Origin of the sequence: Pedobacter sp. FW305-3-2-15-E-R2A2, assembly GCF_038446955.1 — a bacterium.
In the GTDB taxonomy this organism is placed as follows: Bacteria; Bacteroidota; Bacteroidia; order Sphingobacteriales; family Sphingobacteriaceae; genus Pedobacter.
Genome location: NZ_CP151803.1, coordinates 6,743,371 through 6,761,938 on the forward strand (window position 1 = coordinate 6,743,371; position 18,568 = coordinate 6,761,938).

Sequence of the window (18,568 nt, forward strand, 5' to 3'; positions counted from 1 at the left end):
ATTTATTTTCTTTAATATCAGCTTACGCTTGTACTGTTGTATCTGTGTTTCTAATTTTTGTCATATAACCTATACCCGGCTGTACGTTGATCTCTTCCAAAACATAGTAAATACGCTCACTACGTAATGCTTTAGATACTTCGGATTCAGGATCATTAGCATCACCAAAAATGATGGCATTTGCAGAACATGCTTCCTGACAAGCCATTTTGATATCTCCGTCTTTTAATGGACGTTTCTCAATTTTAGCTTTTAATTTACCGCCCTGGATACGTTGGATACACATCGAACATTTCTCCATTACCCCTCTTGAACGGGTAGTTACATCAGGGTTAAGTACCAGCTGAGTAAATTCGTTGTTCAGGTAGTTATCGAAACGTGAATCATTCCAGTAGTTAAACCAGTTGAAACGACGTACTTTATACGGACAGTTATTCGCGCAGTAACGGGTACCTACACAACGGTTATAAGCCATATGGTTCAAACCATCAGAAGAGTGTACTGTTGCCAATACCGGACAAACCGTTTCGCAAGGTGCGTGATCGCAATGCTGACAAAGCATCGGCTGATGAACTACAGATACGTTATCAAGGTTGTCTAAATGAGCAATTTCTTTCTCTTTAGTTACCGCATTGATGCCATTTCCATGTGCGCCATGTGCCGCTTTCTCACCATGAGCTTCGCCCTCTACATTAAAGCTGTAGTAACGGTCGATACGGATCCAGTGCATTTCTCTGCGCTTACGAACCTCGTCCTTACCTACAACAGGAATGTTATTCTCTACGTTACATGCAACAATACAAGAACCGCAACCAGTACAAGCGTTCAAATCGATCGCCATAACCCAGTTGTTACCTGGTTTCTCATATTTATCCCACATATCGTAGGTTTTATGCTTAGCATGGTCATTACCTGAACCAGCTGCAGGATTCTTTTTGTATTCCGCAAAAGTCGCTTCACGAATGATATTTCTACCTTCGAAAGAGTGGTGCGTTTGTGTTTGCGCCAATTCTTCTCTGCGACCAGTACCAGTTAACTGAACCGTTGTAGCATATTTAGAAGTACCATTGCTAAAGCTTACAAAAGGGAAAGCGTTTTGACCAACGTTATTTCCTGCTTTACCAACTTTCGTACGTCCATATCCTAAAGCGATAGAAGCAGTTCCCTGAGCTTGTCCCGGTTGAATCAACACAGGTAAGTCAACAGTATAACCGTTCGCTGCTTTCACAGATACGATATCGAATTCTTTATAACCTAATTTCTCAGCGAACTTAGGCGCGATAGCGATGTAATTGTCCCAGGTTACTTTCGAAACCGGATCAGGCAATTCCTGTAAAAATGCATTGTTTGCATGTTTACCATCACGCATCGGTACACTTTCGTAAACCTGTAACTCGATGTCTTTTGCTAAAGATTTGCTGTTATTTAAAATAGTAGGAATTACTGCTGCTAATGACAAGCTGAAGTTATACGCTCCTGCTGCTTTCTCTGCAACTGTAAATACACCTGTTTGCAACACTTCTTTCCAGTTCTTTCCAAATAATGGAAGGATACTTTTTTCCCAGTTGTTGCGTACATATTGATAGTAATCTTTAACCGCGTTATCAGACCAGATCAATAAACTCTCTTCTGCCTGACGGGTGTTGAATACCGGATTGATCGTCGGCTGTACGATAGAGTAAGATCCTTCGTAAGCGTTGGCATCACCCCATGACTCTAAATAGTTATGGTTAACTGCAATCACATCACATAGAGTAGAAGTCTCATCCTTACGGTCAGAGAAAGATACTTTTAATGGAACTTTTGCTAAACCATCAGCGAATGCTTTTGCATTTGCCACGTCATAACCAGGGTTGGTATCTAAGAAGAATACTGCTGCAACTTCTCCCCTGCTCATTTCATTAATGAATTCCGCAAATTCTGCATCGTTACCTGCGTAACGTTTGCAAGGATTGTCTAAATCGATCGTTGTGCCGTAGCTACCGATTGCAGAGTTGATCGCATTAACCAAAATCTGAGTAGATACGTCATTTGATCCTGAAACTACCAGTGCTTTTCCTTTATTCTGAGCCAGCTCTTTCGCTACCAACTTAATCGCTTTATCAGCAGTTACGTTATTAGGTAAAGCGCCACCAGCTAAGTTATTACCGGTAATGGTATTATATAAGGTAATTAACGCAGGTCCCTCTTCTGATAATTTCACAGGAACACGCGTATCTGCGTTAGTACCTGTTAAACTCATCCCAGCTTCGAACTGGAAGTGACGTGACATTTTACCAGCCTTTAATGACTTGTGATTTCTGTTCGCAATATACTGGGCAGTAAATTCTTCACCGCTGATCCAGGTACCCAAAAAGTCTGCACCGAAACTTACGATCAGGTCAGCTTTATCGAATCTGTATTTAGGAACTACCGCTTTACCAAAGCTATTCTCATTTGCCTTGATGATACCGGTATATGAAACTGCATCATATTGTACATGCTTGGTGTTAGGATAAGCAGTAGCAAAATCAGCAATTACATTTTTTGTAGAAGGACTGTTTACAGTAGAGGAAACCACGCGGATTTTCTTTCCTGAAGCCTGAGCCTTATTTAACTCTCCTTTTACAAACTCATCAATCTTAGCCCATGTTGCTTTCTCATCATCCTTTAATACAGGACCCTGTAATTTAGAAACATCATAAAGGTCTAAAACCGAAGCTTGTGCCTGTGAATCCGTACCGCAGTTGAATTCTCCTGCATTTGGATTGGCATCAATTTTAATAGGACGTCCCTCTCTGGTCTTCACCAAAATACTCTGACCATTGAAACTTGAAACATAGTAGTTAGGGATACCCGGAACTACCTCCTCAGGTTTAATGACATAAGGAATTGATTTATGAACCGGAGCTGATTGACAAGCTGCAAGCGTTACCGCCCCAAGGCCGAAGCCTAAAGCTTTTAAAAAGTCACGGCGCGGGGTTACCGTACTCAACCCTGCTTCATTTAAAACATCTTCTATTGGAAGGGGCTCAGCAAATTCGTTTTTGTTGTTTTCAACAAAATCGGGAGTGTTTTTATACTCCTCTAAGCCTTTCCAGTATTTTTTATTGCTTTCCATTTAAGCTATATTACTGTTTATCGAACGTTCTTTTATTAAACTCTACTATTAATAGTGGCACTTACCACACTCTAAACCACCCAATAATGCTGGTGTGATTTTCTCACCTTTCTTGATTTTCTCATGGGCTTCAATCACTTTCGTATAGAAAGCATTGTCTTTACCTGAAACCTCAGCGTCTTTATGGCAATTGATACACCATTTCATCGTTAGCGGAGAGAACTGATAGATTTCTTCCATCGTATCAACCGGACCATGACATGCGAAACATACTGGCTCGTTAGGTTTTAAACCTTTTTCTTTTCTGATCGCCTGCTCACCTACTACTACGTGTTGAGAGTGGTTGAAATAAGCAAAGTCAGGAAGGTTGTGTACACGTACCCACTCTACTGGTTTTTCCTTAGTCTTGTCATAAGTCAAGGTTGCAGGATCATAACCGATAGCAGTATAGATCTTCTGAATCTCAGGAGAAATCTCACCGTTGTATTTTTCAGTAGCCTGTACCGATTTGTGACAGTTCATACAAACGTTCACAGATGGGATCGTTGAATTTTTAGATTTAAATGCTCCCGCATGGCAATACTGACAATCAATCTTGTTTGTACCAGCGTGTAATTCGTGAGAGAATTTAATCGGCTGTACCGGTTGGTAACCAGTGTGTACACCTGTATTCCACATGCCCATCCAGCCAAATGAACCTAAGCTCACTACTAAACATAGAATGAAGAAGAATACAAATTTCTTGTTTTTGAATAATCTGCGAACGCCTGTTGCCAGAGAAACGTTTTCTTCTTCTGCAAGAACAACACCTTGTCTCTGTAGAATCAAACGCTCTAACATTTTGATGGCACGTCCCAGTATCACCAATACCGCAATCGATATTAATATAATAGCAACGATACCGGCGATAGAGAAATCAGACACGCCTGTTGAAGCAGCTTCAGCGGTACCACCAGCTGCAGCTTCTTTCTTAGGCTCGCCTGCTTTTGCATACGCGATTACATTTTTAATCTGGTCGTCCGTCAACTGAGGGAACGTAGTCATCTCCGATGGAGAAAACTTAGATGCTTCAATCGCCTGCTTGTCGCCTGCATCAACTAAAGCCTTCCAGTTCTTAACCCACTTGATGGTAAATGCTTCATCCAGCTCGTTAACTTTAGCAGTTAAAGCCGGACCTGTACTGTTACGGTCTAATTGGTGACAAGAAGAACATTTATCTTTAAATATTTTTCTTCCCTCCACTACATCTTGCGCTTGTGTTGCAGAAACGATTAAAACAGATAGGGCCGTTAACATGACTGTCGACTTCCAAACTCTTCTAATGATCAATGAGATATCCCTCATAATGAGTATTTTATGCTATTTTTTAAAAAACTTGTAAACCGCATTTGGTGTTTGAACTTAGGTTCTTCACCAAAACGTCCACAAAAGTAAAATTTATTAACTTACCAATGACAAATAAATGACAGTAAATACAATTTATAATCAATCTAAATAGTTCGTTTTTGGGGCTTTAAACGAGGAAAATCAGCAATTTTTAAAAAATTGCTGATTCCCGACAGCCAACCTCGAATTGGCAATATTTGTAAATTCAATTTACATTTTTAATATCCATGAAAAGATCAGTGGCGCAACGATTGTTGCATCTGATTCAACGATGAACTTAGGCGTGTTGATATCCAGTTTACCCCAGGTGATTTTTTCATTAGGTACCGCGCCGGAATAAGAACCATAAGAAGTGGTCGAATCAGAGATTTGGCAGAAATAGCTCCAGAACGGAATATTCTCCATTTCCATATCCTGATAAAGCATCGGTACCACACAGATCGGGAAGTCACCGGCAATACCTCCACCAATCTGGAAGAATCCAATTCCTTTGCCAGAACTGTTTTTAATATACCAGTCTGCTAAATATCCCATATACTCAATTCCACCTTTCATCGTCGTTGCCGTCAATTCAGATTTCATCACGTAAGAAGCGAAGATATTACCCATCGTAGAATCTTCCCATCCTGGTACCACGATCGGAAGATTTTTCTCTGCCGCTGCAAGCATCCATGAATTTTTAGGATCAATTTCATAGTATTGCTCTAAATCTCCACTCAATAACATCTTATACATAAACTCATGCGGGAAATAACGCTCACCTGCTTTTTCCGCATCTGTCCAGATCTTATGAATGTGCTTTTGTAACCTGCGGAAAGCTTCTTCTTCAGGAATACAAGTATCGGTAACCCTGTTATAATGGTTTTCCAAAAGATCCCACTCGTCCTGAGGGCTCAGGTCACGGTAGTTAGGTACTCTTTTATAATGTGAATGCGCAACAAGGTTCATGATATCTTCCTCCAGGTTGGCACCGGTACAGGAAATGATCGAAACTTTATCCTGACGGATCATTTCGGCTAAGGAGATTCCCAGCTCTGCAGTACTCATCGCACCTGCAAGGGTAATCATCATCTTACCACCTTCATCTAAATGTGTTTCGTATCCTTTAGCCGCATCCATCATAGCTGCCGCATTAAAATGGAGATAATGTTTCTCCATGAATTGCGAGATAGGTCCTCTTGTTGTACTCATCTTTGATTAAATTTTGTTGTTGCGGCAAAAATAGGCAAATAATCCTAAAGGACTAATGATAACAACCGAACTGTTACCAAAAAGAATCTTCGCACTAAAAACAATTCTTTAAAAATAAATCCGTTAGGAATAACTGGCCTCAATCTTGATAAGGGTTCGCGGATAACAGGATAATTTAAATCTTTATACTATTTTAGGCCAATGAAGAAAATTTCGCTTTGCATTACTATACTTATTATTACTGTCGCAGACGTATCAGCGCAAAAGAAATTTATCAAAAGATACCTATCAGATAAAACAGACAGCTCCCGCAGGGCGAGTTTCATGCCGGTTCCTATATTTCGCTATTCCCAGGAAATTGGTGCGGAATTCGGGCTGGGCGCACTCTACTCTACTTATGTCGATAGAAAAGACAGCAGCAACCGGAGCTCCAACTTTTCCGGTGTAGCTACCATATCTACCAAAGGTCAATACAACTTCTCCTTAAAAAGCGACATCTGGACCAAAGGCAACGATTACCATTTGATCACTGAGTTCAGGTTTAAAAGAATGCCTTTTAATTTCTATGGCCTGGGCAACGAAACCCTCGAAGCAAACTCCGACCGGTTGATACAACGTCAATCCAGAGTGATGTTCGAAGCCGAAAAAAGATTATTACCCCATGCTTATACCGGTTTGTCTATCGGTTATGAAAACTACAACTATAAAGATGAAGTCGCAGGAGGAATATTTACAACTGATCAGAACCTGATTCATAAAAGTGGCGGCAATGTGGCTTATATTGGAATCTCTCAAAGTTATGACACCAGAAACTCCAACAATTATCCGACTAAAGGGTTTCTGGGTAGGGTAACTTACCAATACGCACCAGACTTCTGGGGCGGAGAAAGTTTTACCGGAAGTGTGATCAAAGCCAATGTCCGTAATTTCTGGCCACTCTCTAAAAAATTCGTCCTTGGGGTAAATGCCCTGTTCCATAGTGTGCAAGGAAAGAACACCCCATTCTACCTGTTGCCACAGATGGGCAATGACGAAATGATGAGGGGTTATTATACCGGACGTTACCGGGAACGAAACCTGCTCGCCGGGCAGGCAGAATTACGCTACCGCTACAACAACCGTTTCGGAGCCGTAGTCTTTGCGGGAACCGGACAGGTTTTTGACAATGGTGATTTATCCATGAAAAGTTTCAAACCTTCTTTTGGCGCAGGCGGAAGATATTTCTTTGATCCTGAAAAAGGGCTGAGTGTCCGCATGGATTATGCAGTTGGCGAAAAGAGAACAAATGAAAAACGCCAGAGTGGATTCTACATTACCCTGGCAGAAGCATTTTAAAACTTAATTTTAAAATGTTCTTTAGCCTGCCCTTTTTTGAAGTAAACCAATCCGATCCAAAAAAGATCCACCGTAACCGTTACTTCCGGATGGCGCTTGATTTCTTCCCAGGCCTCTTTCATACCTTCACTCCAATAAATATCATCAAAGATCAATAAGGAACCTTCATGCACTTTAGGCAAACACCAGTTAAAGTAATTGATGGTTGCTTCTTTTCTGTGGTTTCCGTCAATGTACACAAAGTCCAGTTTCGGCTCCTGCTCAATAAGGCCCGGAAGTAAGGTATCAAAATTCCCTACCCGCAGCTCTACATTGTCCAGTTCCAGTTCCTGAAAATTACGATAAGCAACTTTCGCAGTTTCCGGACACCCTTCAATTGTAATTACATCCGCCTCCGGACAAGCTTTAGAAAGATAGGCACTGGTAATTCCCAGACAGGTCCCAAGCTCGATAATGCTTTTAGGTTGGTTATCTTTGGCCAAACGATAGATCAGCTGGGCCAGTCTCGGATTTTTTAAGGCATTTTTAGCAATCTGTTTTACCTTTTTAGTCCTGTTCTTATTCAGATGAGAACCGGCTCCCAGATCAGTTACCTGGATTAAAGAATCGTCATTGAAAAGTTTTTTTCTTTGTGCCTCTATGCTTTTGTAGTCACTTTTAGCGTTAAAATCGTAAATTACCTCATCCGTAAGCTTATATACGAAGGGGGAGTGGGTACCATGTCTGCTTTTAGAGGTAAAGCGATGCTTCAGATAGTCACTGATGAAATTGAAAACCATAGCTACAAAAATAAGCAATCATAAGATTCTAAGTTGCATGTTTAATGGAAAATAGTAAAGAAATAAGTGCATTGGTCAAATTGCTTGATGATCCCGATCCGGAGATCTATGAGCATATTGAAAAACGCCTGCTGGAGTATGGTTCAGAAGTGGTTCATTTTTTGGAAAACGCCTGGGAACAGTCGCTGGATTCCCTGCTTCAGGAAAGAATCGAAAATATTGTCCACAAGATCCAATTTTCAAGTGTTAAGGAAGACCTTAACCTTTGGTATCAGAGCGGGGCATTCGATCTCCTTCAGGGTGCTCTAGTGATCAACAGATACCAATACCCGGATCTTGACGAACAAAAAATCATCCTGCAGATTGAAGAAATCAAAAGAGAAATCTGGATGGGCCTGCAATATGAAATGAGTTCCATTGAAAAGATCAAACTCATCAATCATATATTTTATAATGTATACGGTTTTAGCGGAAACACCAAAAATCACCATGATCCGCAGAATTCCTATATTAATCAGGTGCTGGAAAGTAAAAAAGGAAACCAGATTTCCCTGGCCATCATTTATTGCACCATTGCCCAGAAACTGGACATTCCCGTATATGGGGTCAATCTCCCGCAGCATTTCATATTAGGCTATATTGATGAAAGTAAAAGAGAAGAACATGAATTTGGCGTACTCTTTTACATCAACGCCTTTAATAAAGGAGCCATCTTCGGTAAACACGATGTGGATCAATTCCTGAGGCAATTAAACCTGGATCCTCTGCCCGGCTTTTATGCACCCTGCAGCAATGTAGAGATCATCAGAAGAATCATCAGAAACCTGATCTCTGCTTATGAGAACCTGGGGTCAAAAGAAAAAGTAGAAGAACTGAAGGAATTACAGGATATCCTGACCAATACCGATCTTTAAATAATTTGATTGGCTTTCATCCAGTTGACAAGACGATCGAACCACTGATCAGCAGTGGTTTTATTGTTTAAACCAAAACCATGTCCGCCCCCCTGATAAAGGTGCATTTCAGATTTAACCCCCGCTTTTACCAGCGCCTGGTTAAAAACAACACTGTTTTCTACAGGAACGGTTTGATCATCGTTGGCATGCACTAAAAAAGTAAGCGGTGTCTGGGCATTCACATATTTCTCATTAGAGAAGTAATCTTTCTGTGCCTCCGTTGCATTTGGTCCCGCCAGATTCTTTGCTGAACCGGTATGCGGCGATGCTCTGAAAGAGATCACCGGATAAATAAGAACAGAAAAGTCAGGACGAAGGTCCAGCTTTTCTTTATTTTCTATTTTAACATCTCCATAATGAACGGTCAGACTGGCTGCCAGATGACCTCCGGCAGAGAAACCCATAATTCCAATCTTCGACGGATTAATATTCCATTTTGCCGCATGCTTTCTCAATTCATAAATCGCCTGCTGTGCATCCTGTAAAGGACCAAATGATTTATCCAGCATGATGGCATTATCCGGCAAGCGGTATTTAAGGACAAAGGCTGCCACACCAATTTCATTAAATCTCTTCGCCACATCATAACCTTCATGTCCGATAGCAAGAATACCGTAGCCCCCACCCGGACAAATGATCACTGCTGCACCTGTTGCCTTCTCCTTTGCAGGTAAAAAGACACTTAGGGTAGGCTGAGAAACCTTACTGACCCTCAGGATTCCGTCTTTCCCATCTTCAACGACCTCTTTAAAATCAACAGGTGTTGGTTTTGATCCCGGAATTGCTCCGGGATATAAAAGTACATTTTCCTGGGCCCGAAGGCCAGCTACTGAAATAAGACTTGCCATGAGCAGTACAATAAGGTATTTCATTTTTAGAATTCCATTAAATATGCTTTCAAAAATTCGTTTAGCTCTCCATCCAATACCCCCTGTGCATTAGAAGTTTCATAATTGGTCCGTAAATCTTTCACCAGCTTATAAGGATGCAATACATAGTTCCTGATTTGCGATCCCCATTCGATCTTCTTCTTAGACCCTTCAATCGCCGCTGTTGCTTCCATACGCTTGCGCATTTCCGCTTCATATAACTGCGACTTCAATAAGCGCAGTGCATTCTCTTTGTTTTGCAACTGAGAGCGCGACTCCTGGTTTTTGATCACAATACCTGATGGTTTGTGATACAACCTAACAGCAGTCTCCACTTTATTCACATTTTGTCCACCAGCACCACCGGAACGGAAAGTTTCAAACTCAACTTCAGAATCTTTCACTTCAATCTCTATCGTATCATCCACTAAGGGATATACGTAAACAGACGCAAAAGAAGTATGACGCCGCGCATTGGAATCAAATGGCGAAATCCGTACCAACCGGTGTACCCCATTTTCTCCTTTCAGGTAACCATAAGAAAAGTCGCCTGCAAATTGAAGGGTTACGGATTTAATTCCCGTCACCTCCCCTTCCTGAGAATCCTGTTCGGTAACCTTATAGCCATTCTTTTCTCCCCACATGATGTACATCCGCATGAGCATTGCTGCCCAGTCGCAACTTTCCGTACCACCTGCACCTGCTGTGATTTGCATCACGGCCTGCAACTGATCTTCTTTACTGCTCAGCATGTTTTTTAATTCCAGCTCTTCGACCATCAGCAAACACTTATTGTATTGCTCCTGCATCTCTTCTGCTGTGGCATCACCTGCCTGTAAAAAATCAAAAAGAACTTCGGTATCTTCCAGTTCATTACTGACCGCCTGCCATGCATCGGTCCAGACCTTTTTTGAGTTGATTCCTGCAAGATGTTTCTCCGCTTTTTTGGGATCATCCCAGAAATCAGTTTGCAGGGTAAGCTCCTGCTCTATATAAATTTCTTCTAAACGTGTTTCGACGTCAAAGATGCCTCCTCAGCGACGCTACTCTGTCCCTTAAATCCTGTATTTGTTCTTTAGTCATAATCACAAATATATAAAATACAAAAGGCTATTTAAACATTGTTTAAATAGCCTTTGAAAAATACCTGAAAGTATTAATTAAAAAGTCCTTTTAGCTTGTCTACAATTCCGCCTTCGCCTTCTTTCGCTCCTCCTTCTTTGTTGCCATTGAACAATTCTGTCAAATCTGACAACTGAAACTTACCATCGTCACCGGAGATTTTAGTCAGCACATCCTGAATGTTGAAAGAACTATCGTTAGGATCATTTGTCTTATTTATGAATTTACTTACAATTCCGGGAATAACAGACGCTGCAATTGCTTTGGCAGAGTCCAGATTAATCCCCATTCCCGCAAGTTTCTCTACGAACCCCGACGAAGCATCCTGTACCACAGCACTTCCTTCTACGTTTCCACCTTTAAAAGCATCCACAAGACCACCAATATTTCCAGATGATAATTGTTGCTTTAGTGAATCAAAGATAGAACCTGAAGCGGCCTGAATAGCGGCTTCGTTCTGCTCATTAGGGATTGCACTATTATTAACAATCGCTTCCTGAGTACTTTCTTTTACCAATTCATTTAAATTTTCTAACATGGTTGTTGTTTTTCTAGGTGACGTACTATTTTCTTTAATTAAATATAATCAAATAAAATGATGCCAAAATCAAAAACATGTTGTTATTTCTTTAAGTTCATGTAATCAAGTGCCAGATTACTAAGGGCATTCACGCCCAGTGTAAAACCACTTTCATCGATAAAGAAATCAGGGGTATGGTGTGAAGGTGCTTTCAGCGGATCTCCTCCCTTTGGCATCCCACCCAGAAAAATAAACAAGCCAGGGACTTTCTCCTGATAAAAAGAGAAATCTTCTGCACCCGTAACCGGAGGCTTCAACCTGACATGATCTTTACCTGCAGTAGCCTGTAAGCTCGGCAGCATTTTTTCTGTTAAAGGAATATCATTGAAAGTCACCGGATAATGATTGCTATAAGGAATCTGAACCTCTGCCTTTCCGCCGCCTGCTTCTGCTGTTTTCGTGGCAATCGTCTTTACCCTTTCTATAAACATCGCTTCATCTTCCTTTGTGAAGTTCCGGATCGTTCCCAGCATTTCTACTTTTTCAGGAATGATATTAGACCGGACGCCGCCATTGATGGCGCCAATCGTTACTACACCCGGATTTTCCGTCACATTCAGGTTCCTGCTCACAATTGTTTGCAGGTTATTCACAATTTGTGCAGAAATCACCACCGGGTCCACACTGCTCCATGGATAAGCACCATGTGCCTGTCTGCCGGTAACCGTAATTTTCAAGTCGTTTACTGCCGCCATCACGCCACCCGGACGATAGGTAATGTCGCCAACAGGCGTCTGTGAATTGATGTGCAAACCGAAGATGACGGCTACTTTAGGATTTTCCAATACCCCTTCTTTGACCATCAGCTCTGCACCTCCCTCTTCTCCATGCGGAGCACCTTCTTCCGCTGGCTGAAATATAAATTTGACCGTTCCCGGGATGTCTTTTCTAATCGAAGCCAATACTTCAGCCACGCCCATTAAAATCGCCACATGCGTATCATGGCCACAGGCATGCATCACCCCCACTTCCTGACCGTTATAAGTTGTTTTCACTTTAGAAGCAAAAGGCAGGTTCACGCGCTCTGTTACCGGAAGCCCATCCATATCGGCGCGTAAGGCAACAACCGGACCGGGCTTACCTCCTTTTAAGATCCCTACTACACCCGTTTTGGCCACTCCGGTCTGCACCTCAATGCCAAGAGATTCCAGGTGTTTTGCTACAATGCCTGCTGTTCTGACCTCGCTATTTCCCAATTCAGGATGTTCATGAAGATCCCGGCGCCAATCGATCACCTTTTTTTCTATGCTTAATGCTTTTTTTGAAACCTCCATTCTCAAATTCCCTTTTTGAGCGAGAACGTTTGACGAAATCATGACCAATAACACCAAGTAAAATCTTCTCATAAATATCATTTTTACGTTAAATATAAGATTATCAATGCAGATTCATTTCCATTGATAAATATTATTAATGACATTTCAGCAAATAAAATAAACCCCTACATTTACAAAAACACGAATATGATGCTACCAACGATAAACTTTACAGAAACTGAGGCCTACAAGTACCTTACCGATCATTTTATTGACATCAATGAGAAAAGTCTGAAAGATCTTTTTGCTGAAGATGAAACCCGTTTTGAGAAATTCTCCCTGCTCTTTGAAGACATCCTTGTCGACTATTCAAAAAACAGGATTAACGACACCACAATGGCTTTATTGATTCAGCTGGCGAGGGAATGTAAATTGGATGAAGCGATTAAAGCCATGTTTAACGGGGATAAGATCAATCAGACCGAAGGCAGACAGGTATTACATACTGCTTTACGCAACCAGGGCAACAATCCGGTTCTCGTGGATGGCAAAAATGTCATGGAAGAAGTAAACCGTGTCCTGGCAAAAATGGAGAAATTCAGCACAGAGATCATTTCCGGATCATGGAAAGGCTATACCGGAAAAGCCATCACCGACGTAGTCAACATCGGTATCGGCGGTTCTGATTTAGGTCCCGTAATGGTCACCGAAGCCTTAAAAGCCTATAAAAATCATTTGAATATGCATTTCGTCTCTAATATCGACGGAACACATATTGCAGAAACTTTAAAAAACGTAGATCCGGAAACCACGTTGTTCCTGATTGCTTCTAAAACATTCACGACCCAGGAAACCATGACCAATGCCAACAGTGCAAAGGACTGGTTCTTAAATAGTGGTGCAAAACAGGCAGATGTAGCCAAACATTTTGCCGCACTTTCTACCAATGCAAAAGATGTTGCCGCCTTTGGTATCGACACCGAGAACATGTTCGAATTCTGGGACTGGGTAGGCGGAAGATACTCCTTATGGAGTGCCATCGGACTTCCTATTGCCCTGAGCATTGGTTATGACAACTTCAAACAATTACTTGCAGGTGCACATGCCGCTGATGAGCACTTTGAAAATGCAGAATTCGAAATCAATGTTCCTGTGATCCTTGCCTTAATCGGCATCTGGTACATCAATTTCTTTGATGCAGAAACACAGGCAATCCTGCCTTACGATCAGTACATGCACCGTTTTGCAGCCTATTTCCAACAGGGAGATATGGAGAGTAACGGAAAACATGTAGACCGTAATGGAAATGACGTAACGTATGAAACAGGCCCGATCATCTGGGGAGAGCCCGGAACAAACGGACAACATGCTTTTTACCAATTGATTCACCAGGGAACACGCTTAATCCCCTGCGATTTTATCGCTCCGGCACAAAGCTTAAACCCATTGGGTAACCACCATCCTATCCTGCTGTCTAACTTCTTTGCACAAACAGAAGCATTGATGAACGGAAAAACCAAAGAACAGGTTACCGAAGAGCTTAAAAAAGAGGGCAAAACTGCCGAGGAAATTGAAAAACTGGCGCCGTTCAAAGTATTTGAAGGAAACCGACCAACCAATTCCATTCTTTTGAAAAAAGTAACTCCTTCCAGTCTGGGTAGCCTGATTGCGATCTATGAACATAAAATCTTTGTTCAGGGCATCATCTGGAACATCTTTAGTTTCGACCAATGGGGTGTAGAACTGGGCAAGCAACTGGCCAAAAGTATCCTTCCGGAACTGGACAACGATGAAGAGGTATCGACACATGACGGATCTACCAATGGTCTGATCAATCAGTATAAGAGCTGGAGATAGAACCTCCATATAAATCCTTATAAAATAGCGCTTGGAATTAAACCTTTTAAGCGCTATTTTGTTCTAATACAGTAAAATACACAAATATGAAAACATTTAAAAAACTGTTCACCCTGCTGATTCTTTTCAGTGCGGTACAGGCAATGGCCCAGACAGATAAAGAAACCACGACCAAACTGGTGGCAGATCAGCATCTGGTATTCAATGCCACCTCGGCAATGCCTATGGCAAATGCAGACGTAAGCGCTGTATTGAACAAAATGCAAAATGGAAGCGGAGGAGGCATGATTCAGCTTTCCGGCTCTCAATACCAGTTGAAAATCAATAAAGACAGTGTAGAGGCTTATTTGCCTTATTACGGACGTGCATATACCGCCTCTATGAACCCGGACGATGCCGGCATCAAGTTTAAGTCTAAAAAGTTCAGCTATAAAACGACGAAAAAGAAAAAAGGAGGCTGGGTCATCAACATTTCACCTAAGGATGCCAAAGATGTACAAAACATGACTTTAAGTGTATCTGAAAATGGTTATGCCGTACTCAATGTAAACAGCAACAACAGACAAGCCATCTCTTTCAATGGGGTCATTGCAGCACCCAAAGAAGACAAAAAGTAACCCATAAAAAATCGTCATACCTTGTGAAACAAAGTATGACGATTCTGATTACCAAATCCTATTGTTTAGGACTGATTTTTACTTCAAACAGATGCGGCCATTTCTTGCCGGTCACAAACAATCTTTTTCCCGCATTATCCCAGGCAATTCCATTCAGGACATTGTTTGCCTGATCCACTTCATCCTTGTAAAAACCTGCCGGCAAAAGTCCGGTAAAGTCAATTTCCTTTTCTATTACACCAGATTTAGGATCAATCACTACAATCACATTTTTGGTGTATACGTTCGCGTAAATCTTTCCGTCAATGTATTCCAGTTCGTTTAACTTATCTACAGGCCCTATATTGTTGTAAACCTCTATGGAACTTTCTTCTTTATAATTGTCTTTATTCAGGAACCAGATTTTATTCGTTCCATCAGATTTGATCAGTTGTTTTCCGTCAAAGCACAAGCCCCAGCCTTCCATGCTCGACTGATAAGGAAAAGTAGAAAGTTGTTTAAATGATTTCGAGTCAAATACCAGACCCAACCTGTTCTGCCAGGTCAGCATTACCACCTTATCACCAACCAGGCTGGAACCTTCGCCAAAATACTGATCGTCAAGTTTAGTTTGCTGCAACACCTTTCCGGATTTAACATCTACCCATCTTACCGTAGAATGTTCTTCCTGACCCGTACTTTCCAGAAATTTTCCTCCGTGATATTCCAATCCCTGTGTATAGGCAGAGGTATCATGCGGAAATGTATTCACGATCTTATAGGTATATTGAACCGGCTTTACCGAAGATTTCAACTCAATATTGATGGTCAGCGTATCTTTCTTCCCATCGGCTTCTACCACTGCTGTGATCAGCTTATAGCCCAGGCTAAGACCAGCAGTACTTACCGCAACAGGTTCCCCGTTATTTTTTGATCCTACCGCTTTTCCATCCAGGGTATAAGTAGCCGAGGTAATGCTTTTCCCTGCAGGCACATCCAGTGCGATTTTAACTTCATCACCCAGGCCAAATGACTGTCCCTGTTCCGGAAATTTAAATCCCACACTTGCGCCAGAAGAGCCGGTGTCTTTACAGGAAATGATCAGTGAAATGCCTGATAGTACCACTACTGCCAGGACTAACTTAGATAGGTTAATGATTTTTTTAACTTGGCCAGAATGCATCTTCAATATGATTAATTTTATAAAGGTCTTTATTTTCGAAAACAATTGCAATAATATCAAAACGAACCTCTCCCTGATGGTTCTTCATTTCTATGTAGGCAGCAGAAGCAAACTCGAGTTGCTTTTCCTTTTTCCGGTCTACAAAATCTTCCGGGTGTCCGTAATCTGTAGAAGTCCGCGTTTTTACTTCCACAAAGATCAGCTTTCCACCCTGTTCAGCTATAACGTCAACTTCCGCCCTGGCGTATTTCCAGTTTACATTTAAAATGCGGTATCCTGCATTTTCCAGATATTCCCTGGCGATCCCTTCACCACGCTTTCCGAGCTCGTTGTGTACTGCCATTTATTTTAAGATCACCGTTCCCAGGAACTTTGAAATCTCTTTCTCCACACCCTTGATAAAGATAAATCTTTGCATCAGAATCTCCTGATTTACCGGATCTGTTTCTGTTTTAAGCTCTTTGGCAATGTCCATTAACATCCTGGCTACCTTTCCCTTTTTCAGGTGATACAATCCACCAAGAATGGTCGCTTTCAGATTGATACTTTCGTCGCGAACATAGATGTTGTGCTTATTGTACCAGTTCTCACTCAGGGAATAAGGGGAGGTAGAAAGGGTAATCGCAAGCTCTGCAATCTTCCGGTCTTCATTATTGATAAACTGGCTGGCCACCGGCAAATGTCCATTCTCTATTTCATCCCGGTAGGTATCAATGACCTTTTTGCAAAGCTCATCCTGAAAACTCACATCTGCCAGGTTTTGCATGATAAAAGAACCGATATACATGTTATCGATCTTGTCCCAGCTCACCAGTTCATGTCCGTAAGCCAGTAAAAGTCTGATGATCTCCTGCTCCTGCAGCAAGTCATTTTCTTCCGCAACAGGCGCTTCAATAAATTCCGAAGCAGAATCCGGATTTTCAAACAGGTTATCAGGAGGTCCGTCGGGATAAGGCTGATATTGATTTTGTCCCTGGTTCTGTTGCTGAAAGGAAGATGATCCCTGCCCTTGTGAGCCACCAGAAGATTTTTTGAATTTAGCAACCCTGATCTTATTGAGTTCAGAGAGTAAAATCCGCTCTTCTACCTGTAGTAAACCACTGCATTCCCGGATAAAGATCGAAGCCTTAATGTCGTCCGGAATTTTAGCGATACTCTCTACGATATCCCTGATAATGCCAGCCCTTTTGATCGGATCAGAACCTGCTTCTTTCAGCAGAATGCTGGCTTTATACAGGATAAAATCTTTCCGGTTGTTCTCTATGTATTTTTTGAACTCACCTGAACCCACATGGTGCATGTAAGAATCCGGATCATGACCATCCGGAAACAGCACGACCTTAACGTTCAGGCCTTCTTCCAGGATCATGTCCAGTCCACGTAACGAGGCCTTGATTCCCGCAGCATCCCCATCGTAAAGAATGGTTACATTCTGAGAGAAACGACCGATCAGACGGATCTGCTCTGTCGTTAATGAGGTACCCGAAGAGGCTACTACATTTTCAATCCCTGCCTGGTGTACCGCGAGCACATCCGCATATCCTTCTACCAGATAACAGTTATCCGTATCTCTGATTGCCTTTTTAGCGTGAAATAAGCCATAAAGTACATTCGACTTATGGTAGATGTCACTTTCAGGAGAGTTAACGTATTTAGGGACGTTTTTATCCGTTTTCAGGGTCCTTCCGCCAAAACCAATCACCCTGCCGGTGAAGTTATGGATCGGGAACATTACCCGCCCCCTGAATCTGTCGTACAGTTTGCCCTTATCATTTCTGATCGACAAGCCTGTTTTCTCCAGATATTCTTCTTTATGCCCTGCTGCAAGGGCACTTTGAATCAAGGCGTCCCAGACATCCGGGGAATAACCCAGCTGGAATTTCTTAACGATATCTTCCCTGAACCCGCGCTCTTTAAAATAGCTTAAACCGATTGCCCGGCCCTGCTCACCCGCCCACATTTCATTGGCAAAATAACTTGCCGCATATTCTGAAACGATGTAAAGACTTTCTCTTGCATTCTGCGCCTCGATGTTTTGGGGCGACTGCACTGTTTCCTCAACCTCAATATTGTACTTCTGAGCGAGGAACTTTAAAGCTTCCGGATAGGAATACTTTTCATGGTCCATGATAAAATGGACCGAATCACCACCTTTACCACAACCGAAACACTTGTAAATCCCTTTGGCCACAGAAACGTGGAAAGAGGGCGTTTTCTCATTGTGAAAAGGGCAATTCCCAATCAAGCTGGTACCACGTTTTTTTAAAGACACAAAATCACCGACAACCTCCTCAATACGGACGGTTTCCATGATTTTGGTTATGGTATCGTGGTTAATCATTATCTGTTGTTTTATTT

Annotated in this window: 15 protein-coding genes; 4 read left to right on the forward strand and 11 right to left on the reverse strand. The window is 41.9% G+C overall.

Annotation, left to right across the window (positions count from 1 at the left end):
• Positions 1-22: 22 nt before the first annotated feature.
• From AAFF35_RS27420 to AAFF35_RS27430, 3 genes are all read right to left on the reverse strand, one after another.
• Positions 23-3,100, reverse strand: coding sequence for a TAT-variant-translocated molybdopterin oxidoreductase (locus AAFF35_RS27420; protein ID WP_342329653.1), 3,078 nt, complete (start codon positions 3,098-3,100; stop codon positions 23-25).
• A gap of 48 nt (positions 3,101-3,148) precedes the next feature.
• Positions 3,149-4,444 (reverse strand): c-type cytochrome, encoded by a 1,296-nt coding sequence (locus AAFF35_RS27425; protein WP_342329654.1) that lies wholly within the window; start codon positions 4,442-4,444, stop codon positions 3,149-3,151.
• A 252-nt stretch (positions 4,445-4,696) separates the two neighbouring features.
• Positions 4,697-5,677 (reverse strand): deoxyhypusine synthase family protein, encoded by a 981-nt coding sequence (locus AAFF35_RS27430; protein WP_069379415.1) that lies wholly within the window; start codon positions 5,675-5,677, stop codon positions 4,697-4,699.
• 201 nt (positions 5,678-5,878) lie between these two features.
• On the opposite strand from AAFF35_RS27430, the gene AAFF35_RS27435 reads away from it, so the two are divergent.
• Positions 5,879-7,012 (forward strand): BamA/TamA family outer membrane protein, encoded by a 1,134-nt coding sequence (locus tag AAFF35_RS27435; RefSeq protein ID WP_342329655.1) that lies wholly within the window; start codon positions 5,879-5,881, stop codon positions 7,010-7,012.
• On the opposite strand, the gene AAFF35_RS27440 is transcribed toward AAFF35_RS27435, so the two are convergent.
• Positions 7,009-7,791, reverse strand: coding sequence for a class I SAM-dependent methyltransferase (locus tag AAFF35_RS27440; protein ID WP_342329656.1), 783 nt, complete (start codon positions 7,789-7,791; stop codon positions 7,009-7,011). The two genes, AAFF35_RS27435 and AAFF35_RS27440, sit on opposite strands and share 4 nt — an antisense overlap.
• A 44-nt stretch (positions 7,792-7,835) precedes the next feature.
• Between AAFF35_RS27440 and AAFF35_RS27445 the strand changes: the two genes are divergently transcribed.
• Positions 7,836-8,705, forward strand: coding sequence for a transglutaminase-like domain-containing protein (locus tag AAFF35_RS27445; protein WP_342329657.1), 870 nt, complete (start codon positions 7,836-7,838; stop codon positions 8,703-8,705).
• Here the strand turns inward: AAFF35_RS27445 and AAFF35_RS27450 are convergent.
• The 4 genes from AAFF35_RS27450 to AAFF35_RS27465 all read right to left on the reverse strand — a co-directional run bounded on the left by AAFF35_RS27450 (position 8,702) and on the right by AAFF35_RS27465 (position 12,664).
• The gene (locus AAFF35_RS27450) at positions 8,702-9,619 is read right to left on the reverse strand and encodes an alpha/beta hydrolase (RefSeq protein ID WP_342329658.1); all 918 of its coding nucleotides are present in this window, start codon (positions 9,617-9,619) and stop codon (positions 8,702-8,704) included. The genes AAFF35_RS27445 and AAFF35_RS27450 overlap by 4 nt on opposite strands.
• A 2-nt stretch (positions 9,620-9,621) precedes the next feature.
• Positions 9,622-10,699, reverse strand: a protein-coding gene (gene prfB, locus AAFF35_RS27455) for a peptide chain release factor 2 (protein WP_342329659.1) whose coding sequence is annotated in 2 segments (ribosomal slippage) — positions 9,622-10,638 and positions 10,640-10,699 — 1,077 coding nt in all. Because the reading frame shifts where the segments join, the coding sequence is not laid out codon by codon here.
• A gap of 73 nt (positions 10,700-10,772) precedes the next feature.
• Positions 10,773-11,276: a hypothetical protein gene (locus AAFF35_RS27460; protein ID WP_342329660.1), complete on the reverse strand. Its 504-nt coding sequence runs from the start codon at positions 11,274-11,276 to the stop codon at positions 10,773-10,775.
• Positions 11,277-11,359: 83 nt separating this feature from the next.
• Complete coding sequence (locus AAFF35_RS27465; protein ID WP_342329661.1) at positions 11,360-12,664, reverse strand: amidohydrolase; 1,305 nt, start codon at positions 12,662-12,664, stop codon at positions 11,360-11,362.
• A gap of 120 nt (positions 12,665-12,784) precedes the next feature.
• On the opposite strand from AAFF35_RS27465, the gene pgi reads away from it, so the two are divergent.
• Both pgi and AAFF35_RS27475 read left to right on the forward strand, forming a co-directional pair.
• Entirely contained in the window at positions 12,785-14,431 is a 1,647-nt protein-coding gene (gene pgi, locus AAFF35_RS27470) for a glucose-6-phosphate isomerase (RefSeq protein WP_342333382.1), read from the forward strand.
• Between the two features lie 86 nt (positions 14,432-14,517).
• Positions 14,518-15,048 carry a DUF4251 domain-containing protein gene (locus AAFF35_RS27475; RefSeq protein WP_342329662.1) on the forward strand — a complete coding sequence of 177 codons (531 nt, stop codon included), beginning with the start codon at positions 14,518-14,520 and terminating at the stop codon, positions 15,046-15,048.
• Positions 15,049-15,106: 58 nt separating this feature from the next.
• On the opposite strand, the gene AAFF35_RS27480 is transcribed toward AAFF35_RS27475, so the two are convergent.
• Genes AAFF35_RS27480 through dnaG form a run of 3 tightly spaced genes read right to left on the reverse strand, consistent with a single transcriptional unit; the run spans position 15,107 to position 18,551 of the window.
• Positions 15,107-16,210, reverse strand: coding sequence for a glutaminyl-peptide cyclotransferase (locus AAFF35_RS27480; RefSeq protein WP_342329663.1), 1,104 nt, complete (start codon positions 16,208-16,210; stop codon positions 15,107-15,109).
• Positions 16,191-16,553: a YraN family protein gene (locus AAFF35_RS27485; RefSeq protein WP_342329664.1), complete on the reverse strand. Its 363-nt coding sequence runs from the start codon at positions 16,551-16,553 to the stop codon at positions 16,191-16,193. Before AAFF35_RS27485 ends, AAFF35_RS27480 begins: the two co-directional genes overlap by 20 nt.
• A complete protein-coding gene (dnaG, locus tag AAFF35_RS27490) occupies positions 16,554-18,551 on the reverse strand; it encodes a DNA primase (RefSeq protein WP_342329665.1) in 1,998 nt (665 codons plus the stop codon).
• Positions 18,552-18,568 lie beyond the last annotated feature (17 nt).